Raw genomic sequence first — 21,715 nt, 5'->3', positions numbered from 1 at the left:
TGTTTTTTATACCGAGTCTACTTACCTTAGGCGATGTGCTACACCAAGCTTGTCAAGCCCACCGATTATCGCTCACCAAACGCCACACTCACATTGGTGTAAATCGGTTTCCATAAATACTGAAATACTGATTTTTCACCCGTAGTGATATCAACTTCACCTGTCATACCAGGTAAAATAGCGAAGGTTTCGGGGTTATCCCTAAAATAAGGCTTCTCAACAGAGACAACTACTTCATAGAAAATCTCACCTCGTTCAGTCTTACTTGTTGTTGGCGAAATTCTTTCTACTGATCCCTTTAGTGCTCCAAAGCGACTATAGTCAAAGGCATCCACTTTCACTCTTGCGGGTTGACCTATGCTGACAAAGCCAATATCTCTTGGCGATAAACGTGCTTTAAAATCTGCTTTCCCACCTACAGGGACTATCTCAACTACGGTTCCACCAGGTTGAATCACCCCACCTACTTCGGTGCTTGGAATACTTTGTACCAATCCCTGCAATGGAGACACGATCACGGTATTCGTGACCTTTGCTTGACTGGAACGAACGCGAGCTTTCAACGCAGAGAGTTCCGATACCGCTTCAGAACGTTGGTCGTTCACCTCAACTTTTGCCTGAGCGAGTAGCTGTTCAATCTTTTGTTCGTTACTGTCTGTCTGTCGGATCAATACGGCTTTCTTACCACGCGCTTCCGCAATACTTTGTTCAATACCTGCTAGCTTCTGACGCATCTCAAGCACTCGTAATCGTGAAATATTCCCTGCTTTTAACCCTTTTTCTAAGATAACCAACTCTTGCTGAGTCGCAGATAACTGCTTTTCATAGGAAGGCAGTGCTTTTTCTACACTGCGTAATTGCTCCGCAATCTGCTCACTCTCTTTCTCAAGAACAATTCGCTTTTGATAGTACAGTGCCTTTTGGGCGTTAAGCTGGGATAATTGCTGACTTACTATCTCAGGGAATTTCGTTTCATATTGAGTAAAGTCGGGGTCACGTTGCTCTAAAAGTGCACTCATACGCTCGATGCTAGCTTGTAACGTGACCTGCTGGGATTCGAGCTCTTGCAAAGCTGAGCGTTGAAAAGTGGCATCAAACTCAACCAAAGGTTGCCCCTGTTCCACGAGATCACCTTCACTCACTAATACCCGTTTAAGCTTTCCACCCAGGGCACTTTGTAATATCTGACGCTCCCCCTCAGGAATGACCGAACCTTTCGCTTTGGCAATTTCATCAACTTGGGTCATAACAGACCAAACTGCAAACGCCACGACACACAATCCAACCGACCATGTTGCCAACGCAAGTGAGCGAGCTGTATTTTTTGACTCGACTAACTCAGAATTATACCGATCACCCATTCACTGTCTCCCTTTCTTGCTGATCCGTTCCATTAGTTTGTTCCAACGGGCCTGCATATACCACCGCCCCTTCGTTTAGCACGACGACTTGATCCGCCAATTTGATCAGCTCAGGATCATGAGAAGAAAACACCACTGTTGCCCTCCCCCTCTTATCAGCTAAAAACTGAGAAAATACTCGCTTAGCCTTAGGGTTATAATCTGGGACAGGGTTATCAATCAAATACAGCCTGTAATCGTGAACAAGAGCTTTCGCATCGATTAGAATTTGCGCGACACTCCCTGAGAGCACATCAAATAGGCTGTCAGGAATAATGCTACTCATAGGCCTATCTAAAGGCTCACTCAATGAGTTAAACCAAACTTCTCCGCCAACCACATTAATGGCATGACGAATTTTATCATCGCTTACGATATTGCCATCACTTAACCACTCCCTCACGCTTAATGTTAATAAATCGGGATAGGCTGCTCGAATGAAACACCAGTGACGATACAGTTGGGGATCATACTGAACCAAGTTCACGCCACCCACTTCAATCAAACCATTTTGAATTGGTTGCAATCCCGCCATTACTTCAATCAACGTCGATTTCCCACTCGACGACGGCCCCGTTATCGCCACTATTTCACCTGCCTCTATAGAGAAGCTAACACCATTTAATGCGGGTTTATTCTGCTTAGGGTAGCGTAAAGTGACCTGGTCTAATTTAAGAGTAGGAGCTTGATCAGGCAATGTTTGGTGCTGATAGCTAAACTCACGTTCAGAAGGCTGAGATAACAAACGATTTACTTGAAGCTTTGAAGATTCGTAACCTCTTAGGCGAAGAGCACTGTTCGCCAACATTTGAACGGGGCCCGTAACTTTAGAAATCAACATCATGGAAGCGATCAAGCCTCCGGGTGTCATGACTTGCTCAAAGATTAATCCAATACCAAGCCCCATAATCGCGAGTGTCGAACCAACATTAATCGCATAAAAAAGAGAGGTATAACGACTTTGTAAAACTGCGTGTGAAAAACCAACTTGAGACGCTAGGAAGTTTACTTTATCAAATCGTTGACGCCAGTGATGAATAATTCCTGTGCTACGTAAAAAGACTAACTTAGAGGAAAGTTCATTTAACATGTTCTGCCGATTCGTACCTGCTACGGTTGATTGCATTGAACGTTTGCTACCAGACTGAATAGAGCGTTTAGCAAGCAGATAGTACATTAGAACGGAGCAGATAGGCACAATCACCAACCAGCCACCAAGTACACCTATTGCCATTATAAATAATAGGGTAAAAGGCAGGTCAAATAAGGCATTACCCAAAGGTCCAGAAAGCACACTCGAGATTCTATCTGCTAACGAAAGCTGGCTTTGATGACTAGAAAGTACGGTCTGCTGGTTTTGCGTATAACTGTTTTTAAGCAGTTTTTGAACGATTGATTGGGAGATCTCTCGGCTGATTCGATTAGAGACTGAAGCAAATACTCTACTGCGTAAGGTTCTAAGTAACCCCATCATAAAGAGCAACAAAGCAGCACCTATCGCAATGCCCTCTAATTCGTGCCCTGCATCTCCACCAATAACATGATCATAAATCGACATAGTAATAAAAGGGACGGCAAGCGCAAACAAATTCGTAAAGAAGCTGACTAATAGTAACTTTGGAATCATTGGCCTAAATGCATGTAGGCGCTCACCCACCCAATTTACACTGGGCTTTTCTAAAGGGTGATCCGTAATAACCAGGTAAAGAGAAGGTATGGACGTTAATGACTTATCTAATTCTGTAGGGTAGAAATGCCCTGAATCAACGTTTCCTAGCACTAAACTCTTCTCATCAAGAAGGGCTAAAACAAGTTTGTGCTCACCAACAGATTGACTATTTCCAGCTAATTCGTAAGGCAGATGAAGGCGATCAAATAGAGCAAAAACATCATCCAACGACAACACGCCATTCTCAGCGACCCACTGCTTCGCGAATAACTGAATATTCGCATTTGCATCAAGCTCCTTTAGCGTCTCTAGGCACTGTTGTTCTAGTACATTCATGCAACATGCTCCTGCTTATCCAATTCACGAGTAATCGAAACGACTTTGCTAGCAAGCGCACGAAGCGCTGGGTGGTAAGTCACCATAATAATTAAACGCCCACGAGATTTTTCTTGTTGAAGAACATGCGCTAACTTCTCTAAAGCATCAAGGTCAAGCGATGCGTCGGGCCTATCCAGAAACAAAATCGGCTTACTGTTTGAAAGTTGAGTAATGATATTGAGTAGTTTCGTATTCCCCATACTTAACAGCGACGTGCTTGTTTGGCCGACCTTCGTTTCTAATCCATCGGGCAGTCGCATTATCTGATCATGAAGACCAAGTTGTTGAGCATAGTGATTGGCTCTCTCAGAGCAACTGGGATTAAACCCACACATATTATCAAGCAGAGTGCCTGCAATTAACTGCGCCTTAACGCTACAGTAAGCAGTATGTCGTGATAGCTCACTAACTTCTCTAGAACTAACATTCGATGTATCAATATAGGCGCTTCCTGAGCGCCATACGTCTACACCACTCAAACACGACAGCATGTGACTGTTAATATGACGATCTTCACTATCAAGGATTATGCAGTCACCCTGTGCCGCAGTGAGATCCAACGTATAACCTATACCAAATCGGTCGATGTTAATTGAGCGAAACTGTATCTGGTTGACTAGTACTTGACTCTCTTTAATGATAGGTACTGTATTCGATTCGATTTGTTCAAGCTCGTTTATCGCCTGTTGTGCACTGTGAATCGAATTTAGCTTTATTCTAACTCCGACTAAGGCACTTAACGGTGCGACCGCTCGCCCAGACAAAATTGAACACGCAGCAAGACCACCTGTTGTGAGTTCTCCATCAAGTACCCATAAACTGCCAACGACAACTAGCGCAACAGAAGTTGCCAATGCAGCTAATTGGATACACTCTTGAGCAAACGCATTTTGCGTTTCTTCACTTGCTTTAGAGAGAGACCGGGAGTGGTTAAGGCGTTTGAACTGGCTAAAAATACGAGACTCGATCGCCTGTCGTTTAATGCCCTGAATTGTTTGCGCCATCAAAATTAGAAAGGCTTTTCGTTGCTGCTCTGCTAAAGAGGCTTCTTCACTCAGTTGCTTCACTCGGAATGAAGAGACCCAAACAATGCTTAGGGTCAGCAACCAGACAGCAACTGGAATGAACACCAACTCACCACCAATGTACGCGACCAAGCTTAAGAAAATGAGAGCAAACGGAAGGTCGATAAATCCAGCAATAACACCACCGGAATACCATTCCTTTAATTTTGGTATTGCACTCAAACCTTGCTCTACCCCCCCTAAACCAAGACGCAGTATGTCTAGAGGTGATGCTGAAGAAAGCCGAGTAATAATACCTTCAAATGTTGCCTTCTCAGTGTTGCTCGCTGCCGCAGCAAGTAGCCAACTGCGCACAAAGCGGATTAACGCTTCCATTCCTACGGCTAACGCAGCGCCGGCTAACAGTAGCGTGGCGGTACCATAGCTTTGATTCGGTAAAATCCGATCATAAATCTGCAAAACTGTTAAAGGTACAGCGAGTGAAAGAAGGTTTATCAGCAATGAAGGCAGTAAAACTCTTCCAACTACCTTGGTGTTTTTTGTTGATTCTTTACTCATTGAAAGCCCTTACCTTTATCTATGAAATAAGGTTGGTACACGGGTCTAAGTAAAGCAAGGTAACAAGCTGATTTAATGTATTTTTGTTACCTTAATTCTCTATATGTCATTATCGATACGATTCTTAACCCTCAACACTTATAACAACGGTTTTCGATAACAAAATACCATCACGACTAAACAAGGTAATAGCACGACCAGACTGTAATGGAAGTAAAACGCATACGCTATCGCCGCGCATACAAAGGAACCGGGTACGATTAAGCGGTGGAAACTCGTTACTCTTGCCGCCATATATAAACCTAATGCGGAATTGAGGCCAAGCCACACTAATGATTTCCAGCCACTAAAAGAAAACTGCGTTAAAAGTGGGATCGTAATCGTCGCATAGCCCCGTATAGCCGACACCATATCCATGGCTAAATAGATACTCATGCCAACACACAGCCCTGCAACGACAGCCTTAGTAATGTTCGATTTAACCAACAGTAGAACCATTGGTAAGAGCATGCTGTGTGTGACTATCGAACGGTGACTCGTTATTCCTATCCAATCTAAACTCAACTTCGGGATAAAGAGCCCTAGATAGACTGCAACAATAAAAATAGGTAAAAGAAAAAGGGTATTCATTAACTAAAGTTCCAAAAAACATACACAATAAAACAAGCGCTAAAAATAAGATAAGCAGGATGAAGTTATGTCATCAAACGGGAGTCTACTGAATAACCCCTCTAGATATGTAAGTCTGCGGTAAACATGTTTCGATTTACCTTTTATTCAGTTCTGCTATTGCTTAGTTTGAATTTGGTTTGGCTCATGCTTAGTTCTACTTTGACTCAGTTCAGTCTGGAGCTAGCTTTACTTTCATTAAGCTAGATGACAACCATATTTAACGTCCATCGCCTACTTTTACTTAAAGATATTTCCCAAGCCTATCTCCCAAACGAAAAAAGAGCCGCGATTAAGCGACCCTTCAGTAAGTGGAGTTTTAGAATAAAAATTTAGCTTTCTATATAATCGACCACTTCTAAACCGAACCCAGATAGCGCATGGTATTTTTTACTTGCCGACGAAAGTAGGTTCATCTTAGTCACGCCCAAATCAGCGAGAATTTGAGATCCAACTCCCACTTGACGAGAGGTATGCTGCTTCTTCTTAGGTGATGCACTTTTACCGTTATCGAGCGCTTCAAAATACTTCACACGATTAATGATGGCGTCACTTTTCTCTTCGTGGCCTAAGATAACGAGTACACCATTATCACTCGCGATTTTCTCCAATGCAGACTGAAGCGACCACGAAGGAGACTGTTCACGTCGAGAATGCAGAATATCCGTAAAGGTATCTTGCAGGTGAACACGTACGTTGGTTGGGCTGTCGCTAACCTCGCCTTTTTGTAGCGCGTAATGAATTTGGTTATCCACCGTGTCACGGTAAGTCACCATATTAAACTCACCAAACTCGGTAGGTAGGTTACATTGTGCAATACGCTCAATGGTCGTTTCTGTGTTGTTACGATACTCGATAAGATCAGCAATCGTACCGAGTTTAATTCCGTGCTTTTCGGCAAACACTTCAAGCTGCGGACGGCGAGCCATGGTGCCATCTTCATTTAAGATTTCAACAATCACAGACGCGGGTTCAAAACCGGCCAAACGCGCTAAATCACAGCCTGCTTCAGTATGCCCAGCACGAACTAACACGCCGCCATCTTTCGCTGCAAGCGGGAATATGTGCCCCGGCTGCACTAAGTCTTGCGGCGTTGCCTGTTTTGCCACTGCCGCTTGAACGGTGACCGCGCGATCTTCAGCAGAGATGCCCGTTGTTACCCCTTGAGCCGCTTCGATTGAAACAGTAAAAGCCGTAGCCCAAGGTTCAGTTGGGTTTTGTACCATAGGGAAAAGCTGTAAATCATTACAGCGTTGTTTAGTCATGGTCAAACAGATCAAGCCACGACCGTGTGTCGCCATAAAGTTGATATCTTGCGCGGTAACATGCTCCGCTGCCATCATGATATCACCTTCATTTTCTCGATCTTCATCATCCATCAAGATAACCATCTTACCTTGGCGATAATCTTCAATAACTTCTTTAATATTGCTAATTGCCATTATTCTTTTACCTATCTTTTTGATGACCCAAACTGGTACTGATTACGAATCTTCAGCCAATTGTTCAATGAATTGGATACTCTTAGTCAAGACGGCTGAAATATCTTGAATGCTCTCTGGTGAACGTCCACGGATCGGAAATGAGTCTTTACGACGATACATTCGAAGTGGTTTCTCTATACTAAACGAAACGTCTCGTTGATTAAGTGACGAAACTATCCCTTTGAAGTTTATAATGCCTTCTCCTAGCGCAGGAAAGGTAAACCTATCATCATGAACTTGAACATCTTTTACATGAAAGTGCTGACAAAACGGCAGGGCAATTTTTGCTTCTTCACTTGGGCTTAAATTGGGGACGAGTGACACGGAATTACCCGGATCAAAATTGAGTGCCAAGGCAGGATGCGCCACTTCAGATAAAATTCGAATACCATCATCGGCACTCGCAAAAGCATTAAAATTGTGGTCGCCACCATTTTCAATACAAATCACACAACCGTGCACTTCTGCATACGGCGCCAGCACTTTTAAATTGCTGATGATCGTCTGCCGTTCAGCTATAGGTCCCGTACATGTATTCAGGTACTTAACGCCGAGTTTCTGCGCAAATCGAATTCGCAATTTAAACTCTTCAAGCGCATCAGGAGACGCAAGATTCATGGTGCAGCCTAGTGCGTCTGAATGAAGCTCTTCTTTGTCCATCAAAGACAATAAATACTCAGCATGGGTAGCGGAAAACATGTCACTATCAAGCTGACCGACATAGCCTTGGTTGAAGGCAAATTCTACTTTGTTAACCCCTAAAGACTTAATGACTTTGAGGGATGTTTTTAAATCGTGGCCATCAAATATTGCTGTATTGATGGCGAGTCTGTCTAAAATACTCATCGCTATACTTCCTTTATAAACGGCTAGGTTCTCGAAATATGTTGAATAGAAAATAAATAGAAAGAAAAAATGCCAATCAACATTCTGCTTTCACAGGCCGTATAATTGGCAACAGGACTAACTACTAAATTTGCTGTTCGCTATTTCGAGTAGCTGAACGTAACCCGACGCATTCCATGCGGTTCGACCAACAAAAACACCATCGATGTTCGGTTGATCGAGTAAGTTTGATGCGTTATCCAAATTGACGCTCCCACCATATAGTAGCGTCATCGCATCCGCTAAATCAGCACCGTAAAGCTCTCTTAGCGCGCGTCTAATCGCGAAGTGCATTGACTCTGCTTCTTGTGGTGTTGCAGGAATACCGCTCTCACCAATCGCCCAAATAGGCTCATATGCGATGATGACTTGTGGAATTTGATGATCTGGCACCTCGTATAACGCGATCTTAACCTGCTTAATTACCGCTTCACGAGACACCCCCCAACGCTTCTCTTTTCCACTATCACCGACACAGACTAACGGCGTTAACCCATGCCTTAATGCGGCATGAACCTTCATATTCACCGTTTCATCTGTCTCGCCAAATTGGGCTCTACGTTCTGAGTGACCCATTTCAACCACGCTACCACCACAGTCTTTGACCATCAATGGCGATACTTCTCCGGTGAAAGCGCCTTCTTCCTGCCAGCACATGTTCTGTGCCCCCACTTTCATGACGCTGGCATCAAAAGCGCTACTCACTGAAGAGATATATGGAAATGGCGGAATGACAAATGGTTGTAATTGAGGATGAAGCTTCTCAATTCTTGGCAACACTGCGCTTGCCCAGGCTTGCGCAGAGTCACTGTCCTTGTTCATCTTCCAACTGGTTCCTATCCAGAGTTTTTTCATGCGGCTACCTGCTCTGTCGCAAATTCACACATAAACTCAAGGATAAGCGCCATGGATACCGCGCCCGGATCTGGGTGACCAAGTGAACGTTCACCCAATGTTTTCGCCTTACCAGTAGTTGCAATCATATCTTTCGTTGCTTCAACACCTTGATGCGCCGCTTTGACGATTGCCGGTAATGATTCTGTAAGATCGCCACTGTGTTTTTCAGATTCTTTCACTGCTGCGACTAATGCGTCAATCATGGTTTTGTCACCCGGTTTCGCACCCCCACGCTCGTAAACAGCATGTAAGCCTGCCGCAAGAAACGTCGATAACGAGCTCGTATCAAGAACAGTTGCTCCTTTAATCGCTTTCGCACCAGATCGGAACAATGTGCCAAAAATCGCACCCGATGCACCGCCCATGGTTGCCATCATGGTTGAACCAATTTTAAGCAATAATTTGCTTACATCTTGTGGCTGATAATCGCTTTCCAACAGTTCTGCCACCGCGTTAAAGCCACGTTCCATGCCAATACCGTGGTCACCGTCTCCGATAGTTTGGTCAAATTTCGTTAATAGAGGCTCACTTTCAACCATTTTGTGGGCAACGTGAGTCATCATATTTTTTGCAGTTAATACATCCATCATTTATTTCCTTAAAGCAAGTGATTCACACGGTAAGTCGTAGAGTTCTTTTAGTTCTTCATCAAGTTTGAGTAGAGTGATTGAGTAGCCCGACATCTCTTGAGAGGTACAGTAATTGCCCACCAACGTGTCGTGAATCTTAATACCCCTTTCAGCTAACAGCTTGTGCGCTTGGCGAGTAGCAATAAGTAGCTCCATGTAGGTTGACGAGCCGAGGTTATTGACCAGTAAGCAAACTTCATCGGCTGAGTTGTAAGGTAAGTCTTGGCAAAGTTGATCCACCAACTTTTCAACGACCTCATCTGCAGTTTGCATTTTCTCTCTCGCTACACCAGGTTCACCGTGTAAGCCCATGCCAATTTCTAACTCATCGTCTGGCAGTTCAAAGTTGAAGGTATTCGTTTGAGGAACAGAGCCCGCTGAAAGCGCGACCCCGATTGAGCGCGTGTAATCACGAGCACGCTCTGTCACTGCAACAATTTGGTCAAAGTCATCGTATTTTTCAGACGCTGCACCTGCGATTTTAAGGACATAAAGATCACCAGCGGTTCCGCGTCGCTCTTTAATTTTCTCAAGTGGCGCTGACGCTACGTCATCCCAAACTCGAATGGTGTGCGTTTTAATATCGTCATCATCGGCAAGCTCAGCCGCAATGTCGAAGTTCATGTTATCGCCAGCGTAGTTACCGTAAATATAGATAACACCTTTGTCGTTATTGACCGCTTCTGTCGTCTGTAAAATCACGTTCGGTGGCGGCGCTGCGAAAATATCGCCCAATGCCGCTGCATCCGCCAAACCTTTACCTACATAGCCTGCAAACAAAGGCTCATGACCACTGCCGCCGCCAGTCAAAATCGCCACTTTATCGCTAGGGTAATCGGTACGCATCGCTGCCGTAATACCCGGTAGACCTTCTAGCTTGCCACTCATCGCAGCAAGCATGCCTTCGAACTGCTCTTGAGCAACGTTCATTGGATCGTTTATTAACTTCTTAGGCTTTCTCATAGGGTTCACCAATTTTATTATTGTCTATGCTGCTAGTTAAGCGTTCTTCTGGTAGTTCGTCGCCATCTTAACGGTCAGTTTCAGTGCATTTTCCATTGCAGGAATAGACGCAATATTCTTTCCGTAGATATCAAATGCAGAACCGTGGTTCGCCGTTGCGATTGGAATTGGGATCCCCCCTTGAACCGTTACACCACGGTCAAAGCCCATCATTTTTAGTGCGATAGCGCCTTGGTCGTGATACATCGAAACAATCGCGTTCAAATTTTGTTTTTCAACCGCCCACATTGTTGTGTCACCAGGGAACGGACCACACGCTTGAATCCCTTTTTGCTTTGCTTTTTCAATTGCAGGAGAAATGGTTACAATCTCTTCATCACCAAACAGACCGCCTTCGCCACCGTGTGGGTTTAGAGCTTGAACCGCAATTTTAGGCTCGTCAAAGCCGGCTGATTTCAAGGTGTTGTTCATCAGCTCAATCGTTTCCAACACCGTATCCACTGTTAGGTTATCGACCACATTTTTAAATGGGATATGAGACGTAACACGACCTGCCCAGATGTCATCAACAACATTGACTTCACAACCGAACCCTTTGAAGCCAGTGAGTTCTGCAAACCATGAAAGCTCATCACGGTGTTGAAGCCCAGCAAGATGCATCGCTTGTTTGTTCAGTGGTGCGAAGCAAATACCGTGTGTTTTGTGTGCTAAGGTTAAGTCGACAGCAATCTTTAGCGCTTCCAGAACGTACGTTCCGCCTTGCTCTGTTGCCACACCGTATTCAATCGGTGTCGCGTGAGAGCTTGTAAACTTAAGCAGTACTGGCTTGCCTGACTCAAAGTTCGCGTCTTCAAATCGCTCTACTACGTCGTATTCAAAAGAAACCTGAGCAATGTCCATCCCTTTACGAAGCTCGTATTCATCAGCAATGATCAAAATATTGCTAAGCTTACGACTCGACGGCTGGTTTAATACTTTTGCTGCAACCTCTGGGCCTATGCCTGAAGGGTCACCTAATACGAGAGCAATAGTTGGTTTAGTCATTATCAAAATCCTTGTACGTTAGTTGTATACATAATCTACGAATCCAACAGACAGTGCTGGAACATATGTCGCTAGTAGAAGCACTACGAACAACACACCAATAAAGAGAACGTTCACTTTGGTTACTTGCCAGATATCACGCTTAGCGATAGAACATGCTGTGATTAATACACTTGCTACCGGCGGTGTTTGCTGACCAATGGAGATGTTTAGGGCAAGCATGATGCCGAAGTGAATTGGGTCTATACCTAGCTCATGAATAAGAGGTAACACGATAGGCACCGTTAAGATGATTGCCGCAGCGCCGTGTAAGAAAACGCCGACAATAAGAAGCATGATGTTCAGCATCATCAGAACAACGTATTTGTTTTCAGAGATACTCAAGATCCCCGCCGCCATCGCTTGTGGTACTTCTTGCTCAGTCAGGAATAAACCTAATACAGCAGACGTTGCCACTAGTAGCATTACAACTGATGTACCTGTAACGCCTTCAAGTGCCGCTTTATAGAACAGTTTCAAATCCATCTCTTTGTAGATGAAGACACTAATAACAAGCGCAAGAAGTACTGCAATACCCGCCGCTTCTGTCGCTGTCATAAAGCCAGACATGATGCCGCCAAGGATAGCGAACGGTAGCGTCAGAGCCCAAAATGCATCTTTGAATGAGGTCCACAATTTACGTAGGCTAAACGATTCTTCACGAGGTAGGTCATATTTTACAGCGTAGTAATAACACACACCAAACATACCCGCAGCGCCTAAAAGACCAGACAAGATACCGGCAACAAACAACTGCGAAATTGACACGTCGGCCATCGCACCGTAAATGATTAACGGTAGAGAAGGTGGAATGATAACCGCCAGTGATGCTGACGATGAGGTAACCGCCGCCGAGAAACTACCAGAGTAACCACGTTTCTTCATCGCCGGAATCAAAATGGAGCCGAGCGCAGCAACATCCGCCACCGCTGAACCAGAAATCTCAGCAAAGATCATCGATACGCCAACATTTACCATCGACAGGCCGCCGCGTACGAATCCAACAATTGAGTTTACAAAGTTAATTAAACGAAGAGAGATACCACCAGTGTTCATGAGTGCGCCAGCAAAAACGAACAGTGGAATCGATAATAGTGTAAATTTAGAACCACCTTCAAACATGGCCAAAGCCGCATTATAGATAGCGTCCATATCGGATGTCAGAACCATGCCAACAACCGCAACCGCACCAATAGCAACACCAATAGGTACATTGATCATTACTAACGCAATCAAACAGATTAAAACGATTAACGCACTCATTTCACCGCCTCCATGACTTCTTTCATCTCTTCCTTGGCATCACGAATGGCTTCTTCAATCTCTTCTTCTTCGCGAGTCGAACCTTTACTGACAAGTGCCCACGCTTGAGGCATCGAACACAGCTGTGCAATCACAAACAAAACAGCACCAATAGGTAACGCCGATTGTGCGAACGCCAAAGTGATGAAATCTAAACTGGTCAGTGTTTCATCACCAAAAATTTGTAGAATGTAGTAACTCGCCCAAGCGATAACCACAAAGAACCCGATAACAATGACTTCGCTAAGCAAGAAAATCGCTTTTCTCGCAACCGGTGTCATCTTAGCCACAAGACCACCAAAGCCCATGTGTGCACGCTTTAAAGCGCATAAAGCGGAACCGTAAAACGTTAACCAAGCTAAAAGAATCGCAGAGACTTCATCGTACCAATACAAAGAAGCGCCACTAAAACGAGAAAAAACCGCCACAATAATGATGGCGCTAAGAGAAAGCAGTATCGTCATAGAAATAGCGATAAGGACTTTTTCTAACACATTGGAAATGGTATTTATGCCAGCAAGAAAAGACATCATAACCCCTCGCAAAATTACAGAAAAAAGTCACGGCCTACCCTTCTAGCAAGCCGTGACGACGATAGTTACTCCGCGGTTTCCATCGCGATGGTTAGCATTGCTAAACCGTTATTTACGTTTTGCACAAAATCATCGTAAATAGGTTGGCTTGCATCAACGAATGATTTACGGTCAGCTACGTTTAGCTCCATACCGCCTGCAACAAGCTTGTCTCTTAGCTCGCCTTCCAATCTTGCCGCTTCTTGGTAACCCCATTGCTGAGCATTTTTCGATGCATCTTCAATGATGGTACGTACTTCTTGCGGTAGTTTTCCGTAGTGACGAGAGCCTGCTGTTAGGTATGCTGGTGTGTAAACGTGATTAGTGACACTCACGTAGCCTTGTACTTCATGAAGTTTTGCTGCGTAGATGTTGGTGTACGGGTTTTCTTGACCATCGATAACACCGGTTTGCAGGCCAATAAATACTTCACTAAAGCTCATTGGCGTAGGGTTTGCGCCCCAGTTCTTAAACATTTTTACGCGCCATGAACTGTTAGGCGTACGAATTTTCAGACCTTGTAGATCTTCAGGTGTGTTGATCGGGCGTTTTGCGTTAGTGATATTACGGAAACCATTTTCCCAGAAGCCAATCACTTGGTAGCCTTTCTTCTCGGCTGCTGGTGCAATGTATGGCCAGAACACTTTCTCTTCGATTTTCGCGACATGATCACGATCTGATACTAGGAACGGCAACTCAAATAACGCCATTTCAGAAACGTGGGTTGGCAATGTTGAAGTTAACAACGCTAAATCAACTGTGCCTAACTTCAGTTTCTGTTGAACGTCTTTGTCTTTACCTAGTTGCGCAGCACCGAAGAACTTCATGCTGTAATCAATATCAGCTTTTTTAAACTCTTCGTTCGCGTATTCAGTGAAGTATTGTGTTGTGTTGTATTGAAGTGATCCAAGTTGTGCGCTCGTTGCGACTTTCAAATCTTTCGCTAAAACAGCAGACGACATCAGCGAGGTTAATGCGATTGTTGTATAAGTAATTGTTTTATTTTTCATTGTTTTATCCACGTTATTCCATTAATCATTTTGTTATTGAGGGTAATAATCCACGTTATGCAATAAACTCTTTCTCTATCTCCTTAATTCGATTTACTTTCGGGGTTGAAGGACCATCAGTAAATTCCGCGTCTAACCAGGTATCAAGAATGGTTTTTGCTAGCTCTTGACCAATGACGCGAGATCCCATCGTAATGATTTGTGCATCATTACTTTTTCTTGCTCGTTCTGCGGAAAAGGTGTCATGACACAGTGCCGCCCGAATACCAGGAACTTTATTAGCAACAATTGAAACGCCAATTCCGGTACCACATAAAATAATGCCTCTCGCGTGTTTTCCCTCCGCGACCGCTACACTGACTGCTTTCGCGATGTCAGGGTAAAGCTCCGCCTTTCCTGGGTTCACGCCATAATCAATGCACTCAATTCCTTTTGCAGACATATGTGCTATTAAGCACTCTTTTAGTTCGATTGCTGCGTCGTCACATCCAATTGCTATCATCTAAATCACCAACGTTCATTTGAGCACCACAAGTTACAAATGATATTGCACTTATTCTCCAGAAGTTAACATGCGTTCATCACACAAATGAGATTTCGATCACTTGAATTTAGCAATACATTAACATTTACGTGATCGAAACTGCGTTATAAATAGACTTATCAAAAAGCGTGACTTTGCTAATATTCAAAATGAAAATCTTATCAATGACACGATAATTACACTAAAAAACAATAGGTTAATGACATTAAAAATGAGCCCTCAGATCATTTGCACGTAATTTAGTTATCTTTAACTGGAAATGCATTGACGAGATAAAGCATTAAGATGAATAACCTGTAATCAATTTAACTTGTCACAATTTGGGTAACTATTAACATTACACATATCTGTTCAAATGTTTACTTATGCGAACAAAAGAACATTCGTGTATTCTACTGTTCAGAGATGAACAAAAAACTGAAGAGTTAATACTTCACATCTAAAGTAACGAGGAAAGAAAGCTGTGGTAGTAAAACGAGAGAATGAAATCAATTCTCTTATCGCTTAAGATACTCAAAGACTTAGAATCAAGACCAATGACAATGACCAATGACTCTTTAGGATATGTATGGAAGTAACGAACATAGAGCAAACGGAAGAAACTAACCTATTGACTGAGATCTCGGTGGCGTACTACCAAGATGGTGCGACGCAAGAGGAGATATCCAAACGGTTTGGCTTGTCTCGCGTAAAGATTGGTCGTTTATTAAAACGAGCCCGAGACAAAGGCATCGTTGAAATTAAAGTGAAATACCACCCTGTTTTTGGGGCCAAGTTAGAAGAGCAGCTAAAAGAGAAGTTTGGTCTTAAGCGTGCGCTTATTGCCCTTGATCAACCAACAGAAGACGAGCAGCGAGAATTACTAGCGGGGGTCGTTTCTACTTATTTATCAGCAACGTTGAAAGATGGGATGATTATTTCCGTAGGGCAAGGCCGAAACGTGTCTGCAGTTTCTGAACATATAGGTGTGGTTAACCCAAAGAAATGTACCTTTGTTTCCAGTATTGGTGGTATTCATCCTCGTGGCGGCATGCTCAATGCCGATCATATTTCTCGTCGCTTTGCGAAAACCTTTGGTGGAGTCAGCGAAACGCTCTACGCCCCTGCTTATATTCGTAACCCTGAACTGCGAGCCGCTCTCTTAGAAGATGAAACCGTTCAACAAACCATGGATATGGCGAGAAAGGCAGATGTCGCATTAGTGGGGATTGGTGATCTTAACGAGAGTACCTATATGGTCAACTTAGGTTGGTTCTCTGTTCAAGAAATGGTAGAAGCACGAATTCAACAAGGCGTAGTTGGTGAAGTTGGCGGGTATGACTTTTACGATATTAAAGGAAAAGTGCAAGATACGAAGATGAGTAATCGGGTTGTTGGCTTAACCATTAGCGATTATCAAAAAATTCCTCAGGTTATTGCGATCGCTTCAGAGAGCAGCAAGCCATTGGCAATTCTTGGTGCACTACGTACCGGGGGTATTGATGTATTAGCCACCAGTGTTGCTAACGCCATTACAATATTGAACTTAGAAGCGCAGAAATAGCGTCTATCACAAGAGTCTTATTGCTTCCTTTCGTTAAGTGAGTAGAAAAGCAAAATTTCGGACATTAAAAAGGCGCTATGATTAGCGCCTTTATTTTATCTCGATAGTTTGCGTTTGAGTCTTCATTTACGCAACCCAAGTAAGACTTGTTGCTAGCACGATCAATGCGGTGACAGAGTACATAGCAGCAATCGCTAGAATCTCTTTTACTCGACGGCTCATTACGTTACGTACTTCTTCTTTTGTGTTTAATACGTTACTTTCTAAAACGTTGTTTTCTAATACTAATGTATTGTTCATAATTACTTCTCTCTATTTTGTCTTCAATTCATTTTATGTGCCTATTATGCACCCAATCACAAATGAGATCTACATCACATTGTAATTTAATTACAAATAGCGTTGTTATATTGAACGATATCGATCTAAATTAATTATAGACATCACACTTAACGCCACTCTTAAGTAATAAAATTACCAAGAAAGCTCACTTTACATTACCCAACTGATAACTTGTGCTTATGACCGTAATAACTAGATCAAAGAACTTTGATCTGTATAATCCAAACCAAGTTAAAAAACACTGTTTTATTAAAAACCTTACTAGAGACTGACCATGAAAACTGTTATGAAAACTGTTATGAAAACTTCTTTAATCGCTGCCCTTTCTTTACCACTATTAACCGGCTGTGTAACACCTGGAGAAGATGATCCAAACGCTGCCACAAAACAAGGCGCTGCTGGTGGCGCATTACTTGGTCTGACATTAGGTGCATTAACAGGTGAACCTGAACTGGCCGTTAAAGGCGCAATAGCTGGTGGTGTTGCTGGTGGCGTTGGTGGCGCTGCTGCTGATATGCAAAATAATCGTGAAAATATCCGTCACGACAGCCGCGATGAAGCGATTTCAAACATTGCAGCGGGTAACAACAACGGCCAAGGTGCAGCAAAAAACCAAAACTGGGATGAGCTTAATAACTTCATTGGTGATTGGAACGTAACTATTCGCAATCACGTTGCCGAAACTCAACCTATCGATTCGATCACGGCAGCTGGTAAATTAGTTAAAACAACGCAAGCAGACCTAACGTTAACAAATGCTGAAGGCATAAACCTTATCGCGCAGTTCTCTTACTCTCAAGAGCAAGGTTACCAATTCGACTTCACCAATAACGTAAAAGATGTAACCGTTAACTTCGCTGGTGAATTCCAACCACAAGCTAATCGTTACCAATTCTACCCAACGAACGTAAACGATGTGATTTACGAAGGTGTTGATACAGGTGACATTCGTATCGAACTTGGCTTTGCAGGCACAAATGTTTGGATGATTGATACCTACGCCTACATCGACGGTAGCGAGAAGAAAGTTCAAACCTTCCGTTTTAATAAAGTAAACTAATTGATTTAAGTACTTCAATTACAATTAAGCGGTACTGATTCTCTAGTAAGGAATTTCAGTGCCGCTTTTTTCTTTGAATTCCATCCTAATTCTTCTTAAATTTCTAACGAGATTCATATCAATTTGAACCGAATCTGATTGTTACTCATTACACAATAAAAAATTTCCCAACCTCTCGCTATCTTTGATAAATTGTCCTTTACGGTCATTGATTTACCAAAGGAGCACGTAATGAAGATAGTTTTCCTGCATGGTCTTTACATGCATGGTGTAGCCCTACTTCCTTTAAGCCAGCGACTTGAAAAGCTCGGATATCGAACAGATGTTCTGAGCTACAATACCGTTAACATCAACTCTGAACATGTGTTTAAAAAACTTGATACGCTACTAGACCCATTTGAAACCAATATTTTGGTTGGACATAGCTTGGGTGGGTTAATGATTAAGCATTATCTTGCTAGCAGAAAGCCATTAAGAGCGAAGATTTCCCACGTTATTGCGGTTGGCTCCCCCATTCGCGGTGCATCAATTGTAGAAAAGTTAACGGATTTGGGGTTTGGCGCATTTTTGGGGAATTCAACCGATCATGGCTTGGAGAAACATGATGACACATGGGACTTTCCACAACGCCTTGGCTGTATTGCAGGGACTCTTTCCATTGGTTTAAGGCCGATATTACTTGGGGGAGAAATGATGTCTGATGGAACAGTTACGGTAGAAGAGACGAAAATAGATGGTATGACCGATCATCTAACAATGAACAGCAACCACACCAGTTTGTTATACAGTAATTACATACCAAACCAGATTGATCACTTTATTCAGTTCAACTGTTTTGAACAGTCTGATTTTGTTGATGCTGGATAAAAGCTGACTTAGCAAAGCCTCTCACTGCTACTTCAGCTAATCAAGGAAAGTAACAGGGGCGATTTATCGAACTAGGTTATAGATTCTTGATTTCGTCTTCGCTATAAAAACCATCTTCAAGATCCACTTTCTTAATCGCAGAAGGTGGTAGTTCATCGTTAAATATAAACAACACGCCTTTACTGACTACGTAACAGTCACCATTCACGTACTGATTTGTTGAGCACTCTTTAAAGCCATACGCAACTTTAGGAGGAGCGACACCAAATGCCTGTTGAATCACATGAGTGGTTTGAGCCATCGCAGAGAAAGAGACCAATAAATAAGCAGCAATAATAAGTTTTTTCATTTCTTCCTTTTCTTGCATATGAACATGCAACAACGATAACAGTAAGGTAACGTATTTTGATAATACATCTATATTTGCGAGTCGTATTATAAATATATGCAATACCATTACAAGCGATTGATATCGGTTATCTTATTCTGAGCACATTGATAGTTCGTCATTCACTGCCTTTGGAAGAAACCTTGGAAGCTGAAGTGGCAAAAAAAACGTGGCATCGTTACAGATTTATCCAAGTAAGGTGTTCCACAATGAATTGCACAAACGCAGCAAATACTGATGTAATCAGCGTTGTAACCAGTAACATAGAAATGGTATTCATCTGCTTCTCACGATATAAATAAATTTAATGGGAAGACCCGCCCTGCATGGACACAAGGCGGTAAAACCCTAAGCGCCAACTTACTAACCCTTCCATGAATTAGCCGGTTTTCCATAAGTATTTTGAGTGTAAAAAAATACTTATGGAAACGCCTCTTAAACATCAAAGGTAATATTAAGTATCGGTAAAATTGTTGATAACGTACCATCACCATCACCATCACCATCACCTTACCGTCATGTGTACTGTAAATAATAGCGTGAAAAGTTTTTTTTACAAGCTCAAATACGGAAAAGGCTACCTTTCGGCAGCCTTTCATATCAAATCTGAATGGGGTTTAAGAGGTTAATCGCTCTCTGGTGAACTAAATCTCTTATGAAATTCCAACATAAAATCTTCACGAATCAACTGCTCTAGATGCGACGCTTTCTCTGTTGGGCAGAAAATCATGTAGTGAACCGACTGCTCACCAGTTGGAAGGCTGGTAATATGAATGTGCGGCTCAGAGCCTGGTAAGTCCACACCGGCATGTTTTTCTATCACTATATTGTAACGGCGTGCGACTTCAATAAATTCTTCGCAGTGCTCATCAATTTTCAAAATTAACCCATCGAGCATTGGGTAAAGATTCACAAAGTCTTTCACCACGATTTCAAAGCTGTGATAAACGTAGCGCTTCATAAAGTTAAGGTTTTTCACTGGATAAGTGAAGAACATACTGTTGGGCAGTGTGGCCGTTTTTCCGGTGTAGTGATATTGCCCGTGATACAAGTCAATCTCTTGAATCACAGTAGCCATGAGGTTGTGTTCAATCACCTCTCCACTAATTTTCCCCACTTCAATCCAGTCTCCAATTCGAAAAGAACGAGAACTTGCCCGTTGGATTGAACCGGTAAAACAGAGGATGATCTCTTTGGAAGCAACAACAATCGCCACCGCAATCGCCGTAACAGAGAGTGCGAATTCGGCAATTTCAGATTGCCACAGCATAAAAATCGAAATAACAAGAACACCAAAAGCACCATTTTTGGTACGCGACATCCATTTACGCTGGTCTTCAGTGAGGAACAACTCTTCGCCACGAATGCCTGACAACACAAGGCGGCGAATCATAATGATAGTCAGAAAGATCAGCGCACTGGTTAGTCCTTTGTGCTCTGCTAAGAAATCGATAACGAGGTAAACCTTTTCCACCCTCTACTCCTATGCTATCCACCTACCTGATGAGCGTTACTCTTTATTATCGAGAGCAATGCTATTGTTCAGGCAGATCGCCTTGCTTAAATACGACTAGCGCTCGACGATTTAACGCGTTCGCTTCTAATGTTTGTTCTTGAGTGACTAAGTTAAGCTCACCAAATGCTTTCACTTCCCATACAAACTGGCTTGGGTCTAACTGAGTCTGCAAGTATTCTAATACGGATTGTGCCCTATGCTGTGCTAATTTTTCGTTATAACTCAACGATCCTTGTGCATCAGTGTGACCTGCAACCAAAATTCGACCATTGAGCCCTGTTAAGTTACTAACGAACTCATCTAATGAGGTTTTGTCGCTCTCTTTCAGCTCGTATTTGTCAAAATCAAAATGGGATGTCATCGCAACAAAGACTTTTCGTTCTGGCTCTGGTGGTGCGCAAAAGGCATTTTCTGCTTGAGTCTGCGTCTGCTCAAACACAATGTAAGCACGTCTGTTTTGTGCGTTCGCCTCCAACGTCTTACCTTCAGCTATCGGTTTGTTTTCACCGTAGTGTTTCAACTCCCAATCGTAACGCGTTCCATCAAGTTGTGTTTCCATATACGCCTTAACTGATTCTGCACGTCGAATCGACAGCTTCTCATTGTATTCCGAACTCCCTTGATAATCAGTGTGCGCCACGATGGCGATTTGACCATGCAGATGCTTAATACTGCTAATTAACTGGTCAATGGAAGCGTGATCTTGTTCTTTCAGTTCTGCTTTATCAAAATCAAAATGTTCAGCGATAGCAATGCGAATATCTCGCTCAGGAACGATGCACTCACGAATCAGAAACTTCTCAACTTGTGGGTCGCCAAATTTATCCATGTTCTCTTTACTGACGTAGGTATCACTTGAGCAACCAACAAGGGATGCAAAGGTTACTGCACTTAAAACGAAGGCAAGCGTCTTGTTTTTTTTCATTTTTAA

General features: G+C 43.0%; 21 protein-coding genes. 3 read left to right on the top strand and 18 right to left on the bottom strand.

Features of this window, described 5'->3' with window-relative positions:
* Positions 1-65 precede the first annotated feature (65 nt).
* The 14 genes from KP803_RS10620 to rpiB form a co-directional block, all read right to left on the bottom strand.
* Entirely contained in the window at positions 66-1,361 is a 1,296-nt protein-coding gene (locus KP803_RS10620) for an HlyD family type I secretion periplasmic adaptor subunit (protein WP_248008816.1), read from the bottom strand.
* A complete protein-coding gene (locus KP803_RS10615) occupies positions 1,354-3,405 on the bottom strand; it encodes an ABC transporter transmembrane domain-containing protein (protein WP_248008815.1) in 2,052 nt (683 codons plus the stop codon). Before KP803_RS10615 ends, KP803_RS10620 begins: the two co-directional genes overlap by 8 nt.
* Complete coding sequence (locus tag KP803_RS10610) at positions 3,402-5,030, bottom strand: ABC transporter transmembrane domain-containing protein (RefSeq protein ID WP_248008814.1); 1,629 nt, start codon at positions 5,028-5,030, stop codon at positions 3,402-3,404. Before KP803_RS10610 ends, KP803_RS10615 begins: the two co-directional genes overlap by 4 nt.
* A gap of 138 nt (positions 5,031-5,168) precedes the next feature.
* Positions 5,169-5,660: a hypothetical protein gene (locus KP803_RS10605; protein WP_248008813.1), complete on the bottom strand. Its 492-nt coding sequence runs from the start codon at positions 5,658-5,660 to the stop codon at positions 5,169-5,171.
* 371 nt (positions 5,661-6,031) lie between these two features.
* Complete coding sequence (gene ribBA / locus KP803_RS10600; protein ID WP_248008812.1) at positions 6,032-7,141, bottom strand: bifunctional 3,4-dihydroxy-2-butanone-4-phosphate synthase/GTP cyclohydrolase II; 1,110 nt, start codon at positions 7,139-7,141, stop codon at positions 6,032-6,034.
* 42 nt (positions 7,142-7,183) lie between these two features.
* Positions 7,184-8,029 carry a sugar phosphate isomerase/epimerase family protein gene (locus KP803_RS10595; protein ID WP_248008811.1) on the bottom strand — a complete coding sequence of 282 codons (846 nt, stop codon included), beginning with the start codon at positions 8,027-8,029 and terminating at the stop codon, positions 7,184-7,186.
* A gap of 117 nt (positions 8,030-8,146) precedes the next feature.
* On the bottom strand, positions 8,147-8,923 hold the full coding sequence (locus tag KP803_RS10590) for a triose-phosphate isomerase (RefSeq protein ID WP_248008810.1): 777 nt from the start codon (positions 8,921-8,923) through the stop codon (positions 8,147-8,149).
* On the bottom strand, positions 8,920-9,555 hold the full coding sequence (gene dhaL, locus KP803_RS10585) for a dihydroxyacetone kinase subunit DhaL (protein WP_248008809.1): 636 nt from the start codon (positions 9,553-9,555) through the stop codon (positions 8,920-8,922). Before dhaL ends, KP803_RS10590 begins: the two co-directional genes overlap by 4 nt.
* The gene (locus KP803_RS10580) at positions 9,556-10,557 is read right to left on the bottom strand and encodes a dihydroxyacetone kinase subunit DhaK (RefSeq protein ID WP_248008808.1); all 1,002 of its coding nucleotides are present in this window, start codon (positions 10,555-10,557) and stop codon (positions 9,556-9,558) included.
* A 36-nt stretch (positions 10,558-10,593) separates the two neighbouring features.
* Positions 10,594-11,601: a 4-hydroxythreonine-4-phosphate dehydrogenase PdxA gene (locus tag KP803_RS10575; protein WP_248008807.1), complete on the bottom strand. Its 1,008-nt coding sequence runs from the start codon at positions 11,599-11,601 to the stop codon at positions 10,594-10,596.
* Between the two features lie 18 nt (positions 11,602-11,619).
* Positions 11,620-12,903, bottom strand: a complete 1,284-nt coding sequence (locus KP803_RS10570) for a TRAP transporter large permease (protein ID WP_248008806.1) — start codon at positions 12,901-12,903, stop codon at positions 11,620-11,622.
* A complete protein-coding gene (locus tag KP803_RS10565) occupies positions 12,900-13,472 on the bottom strand; it encodes a TRAP transporter small permease (RefSeq protein WP_248008805.1) in 573 nt (190 codons plus the stop codon). Before KP803_RS10565 ends, KP803_RS10570 begins: the two co-directional genes overlap by 4 nt.
* Positions 13,473-13,540: 68 nt before the next feature.
* Positions 13,541-14,524 carry a TRAP transporter substrate-binding protein gene (locus KP803_RS10560; RefSeq protein ID WP_248008804.1) on the bottom strand — a complete coding sequence of 328 codons (984 nt, stop codon included), beginning with the start codon at positions 14,522-14,524 and terminating at the stop codon, positions 13,541-13,543.
* 55 nt (positions 14,525-14,579) lie between these two features.
* Entirely contained in the window at positions 14,580-15,026 is a 447-nt protein-coding gene (gene rpiB, locus KP803_RS10555) for a ribose 5-phosphate isomerase B (RefSeq protein WP_248008803.1), read from the bottom strand.
* Positions 15,027-15,636: 610 nt separating this feature from the next.
* On the opposite strand from rpiB, the gene KP803_RS10550 reads away from it, so the two are divergent.
* The gene (locus tag KP803_RS10550; protein WP_248008802.1) at positions 15,637-16,611 is read left to right on the top strand and encodes a sugar-binding transcriptional regulator; all 975 of its coding nucleotides are present in this window, start codon (positions 15,637-15,639) and stop codon (positions 16,609-16,611) included.
* Between the two features lie 126 nt (positions 16,612-16,737).
* Here the strand turns inward: KP803_RS10550 and KP803_RS10545 are convergent, their stop codons facing one another.
* Entirely contained in the window at positions 16,738-16,911 is a 174-nt protein-coding gene (locus KP803_RS10545; protein ID WP_248008801.1) for a hypothetical protein, read from the bottom strand.
* Between the two features lie 328 nt (positions 16,912-17,239).
* Here KP803_RS10545 and KP803_RS10540 point away from each other — a divergent pair, with 328 nt between their 5' ends.
* Both KP803_RS10540 and KP803_RS10535 read left to right on the top strand, forming a co-directional pair.
* The gene (locus KP803_RS10540; protein ID WP_248008800.1) at positions 17,240-18,013 is read left to right on the top strand and encodes a hypothetical protein; all 774 of its coding nucleotides are present in this window, start codon (positions 17,240-17,242) and stop codon (positions 18,011-18,013) included.
* A 231-nt stretch (positions 18,014-18,244) separates the two neighbouring features.
* On the top strand, positions 18,245-18,880 hold the full coding sequence (locus tag KP803_RS10535) for an esterase/lipase family protein (protein ID WP_248008799.1): 636 nt from the start codon (positions 18,245-18,247) through the stop codon (positions 18,878-18,880).
* 76 nt (positions 18,881-18,956) lie between these two features.
* Here KP803_RS10535 and KP803_RS10530 read toward each other — a convergent pair whose 3' ends face one another.
* From KP803_RS10530 to KP803_RS10520, 3 genes are all read right to left on the bottom strand, one after another.
* Positions 18,957-19,229, bottom strand: coding sequence for a hypothetical protein (locus KP803_RS10530; protein ID WP_248008798.1), 273 nt, complete (start codon positions 19,227-19,229; stop codon positions 18,957-18,959).
* Positions 19,230-19,893: 664 nt separating this feature from the next.
* Positions 19,894-20,742 (bottom strand): mechanosensitive ion channel family protein, encoded by an 849-nt coding sequence (locus tag KP803_RS10525; RefSeq protein ID WP_248008797.1) that lies wholly within the window; start codon positions 20,740-20,742, stop codon positions 19,894-19,896.
* A gap of 61 nt (positions 20,743-20,803) precedes the next feature.
* Positions 20,804-21,709 (bottom strand): OmpA family protein, encoded by a 906-nt coding sequence (locus KP803_RS10520; protein WP_248008796.1) that lies wholly within the window; start codon positions 21,707-21,709, stop codon positions 20,804-20,806.
* Positions 21,710-21,715: the final 6 nt, after the last annotated feature.

The sequence above is a fragment of the Vibrio amylolyticus genome (genome assembly GCF_023145695.1).
Classification (GTDB): domain Bacteria; phylum Pseudomonadota; class Gammaproteobacteria; order Enterobacterales; family Vibrionaceae; genus Vibrio; species Vibrio amylolyticus.
The sequence above is the reverse complement of the archived record's forward strand: the minus strand, read 5'-3'. Positions and strand labels throughout refer to the sequence as shown.

What these genes read in the sequence shown, in the direction of transcription:
- KP803_RS10620 (WP_248008816.1), bottom strand. Translation starts at nt 1,361, where the DNA reads ATGGGTGATCGGTATAATTCTGAGTTAGTCGAGTCAAAAAATACAGCT.
- KP803_RS10615 (WP_248008815.1), bottom strand. Translation starts at nt 3,405, where the DNA reads ATGAATGTACTAGAACAACAGTGCCTAGAGACGCTAAAGGAGCTTGAT.
- KP803_RS10610 (WP_248008814.1), bottom strand. Translation starts at nt 5,030, where the DNA reads ATGAGTAAAGAATCAACAAAAAACACCAAGGTAGTTGGAAGAGTTTTA.
- KP803_RS10605 (WP_248008813.1), bottom strand. Translation starts at nt 5,660, where the DNA reads ATGAATACCCTTTTTCTTTTACCTATTTTTATTGTTGCAGTCTATCTA.
- ribBA (WP_248008812.1), bottom strand. Translation starts at nt 7,141, where the DNA reads ATGGCAATTAGCAATATTAAAGAAGTTATTGAAGATTATCGCCAAGGT.
- KP803_RS10595 (WP_248008811.1), bottom strand. Translation starts at nt 8,029, where the DNA reads ATGAGTATTTTAGACAGACTCGCCATCAATACAGCAATATTTGATGGC.
- KP803_RS10590 (WP_248008810.1), bottom strand. Translation starts at nt 8,923, where the DNA reads ATGAAAAAACTCTGGATAGGAACCAGTTGGAAGATGAACAAGGACAGT.
- dhaL (WP_248008809.1), bottom strand. Translation starts at nt 9,555, where the DNA reads ATGATGGATGTATTAACTGCAAAAAATATGATGACTCACGTTGCCCAC.
- KP803_RS10580 (WP_248008808.1), bottom strand. Translation starts at nt 10,557, where the DNA reads ATGAGAAAGCCTAAGAAGTTAATAAACGATCCAATGAACGTTGCTCAA.
- KP803_RS10575 (WP_248008807.1), bottom strand. Translation starts at nt 11,601, where the DNA reads ATGACTAAACCAACTATTGCTCTCGTATTAGGTGACCCTTCAGGCATA.
- KP803_RS10570 (WP_248008806.1), bottom strand. Translation starts at nt 12,903, where the DNA reads ATGAGTGCGTTAATCGTTTTAATCTGTTTGATTGCGTTAGTAATGATC.
- KP803_RS10565 (WP_248008805.1), bottom strand. Translation starts at nt 13,472, where the DNA reads ATGTCTTTTCTTGCTGGCATAAATACCATTTCCAATGTGTTAGAAAAA.
- KP803_RS10560 (WP_248008804.1), bottom strand. Translation starts at nt 14,524, where the DNA reads ATGAAAAATAAAACAATTACTTATACAACAATCGCATTAACCTCGCTG.
- rpiB (WP_248008803.1), bottom strand. Translation starts at nt 15,026, where the DNA reads ATGATAGCAATTGGATGTGACGACGCAGCAATCGAACTAAAAGAGTGC.
- KP803_RS10550 (WP_248008802.1), top strand. Translation starts at nt 15,637, where the DNA reads ATGGAAGTAACGAACATAGAGCAAACGGAAGAAACTAACCTATTGACT.
- KP803_RS10545 (WP_248008801.1), bottom strand. Translation starts at nt 16,911, where the DNA reads ATGAACAATACATTAGTATTAGAAAACAACGTTTTAGAAAGTAACGTA.
- KP803_RS10540 (WP_248008800.1), top strand. Translation starts at nt 17,240, where the DNA reads ATGAAAACTGTTATGAAAACTTCTTTAATCGCTGCCCTTTCTTTACCA.
- KP803_RS10535 (WP_248008799.1), top strand. Translation starts at nt 18,245, where the DNA reads ATGAAGATAGTTTTCCTGCATGGTCTTTACATGCATGGTGTAGCCCTA.
- KP803_RS10530 (WP_248008798.1), bottom strand. Translation starts at nt 19,229, where the DNA reads ATGAAAAAACTTATTATTGCTGCTTATTTATTGGTCTCTTTCTCTGCG.
- KP803_RS10520 (WP_248008796.1), bottom strand. Translation starts at nt 21,709, where the DNA reads ATGAAAAAAAACAAGACGCTTGCCTTCGTTTTAAGTGCAGTAACCTTT.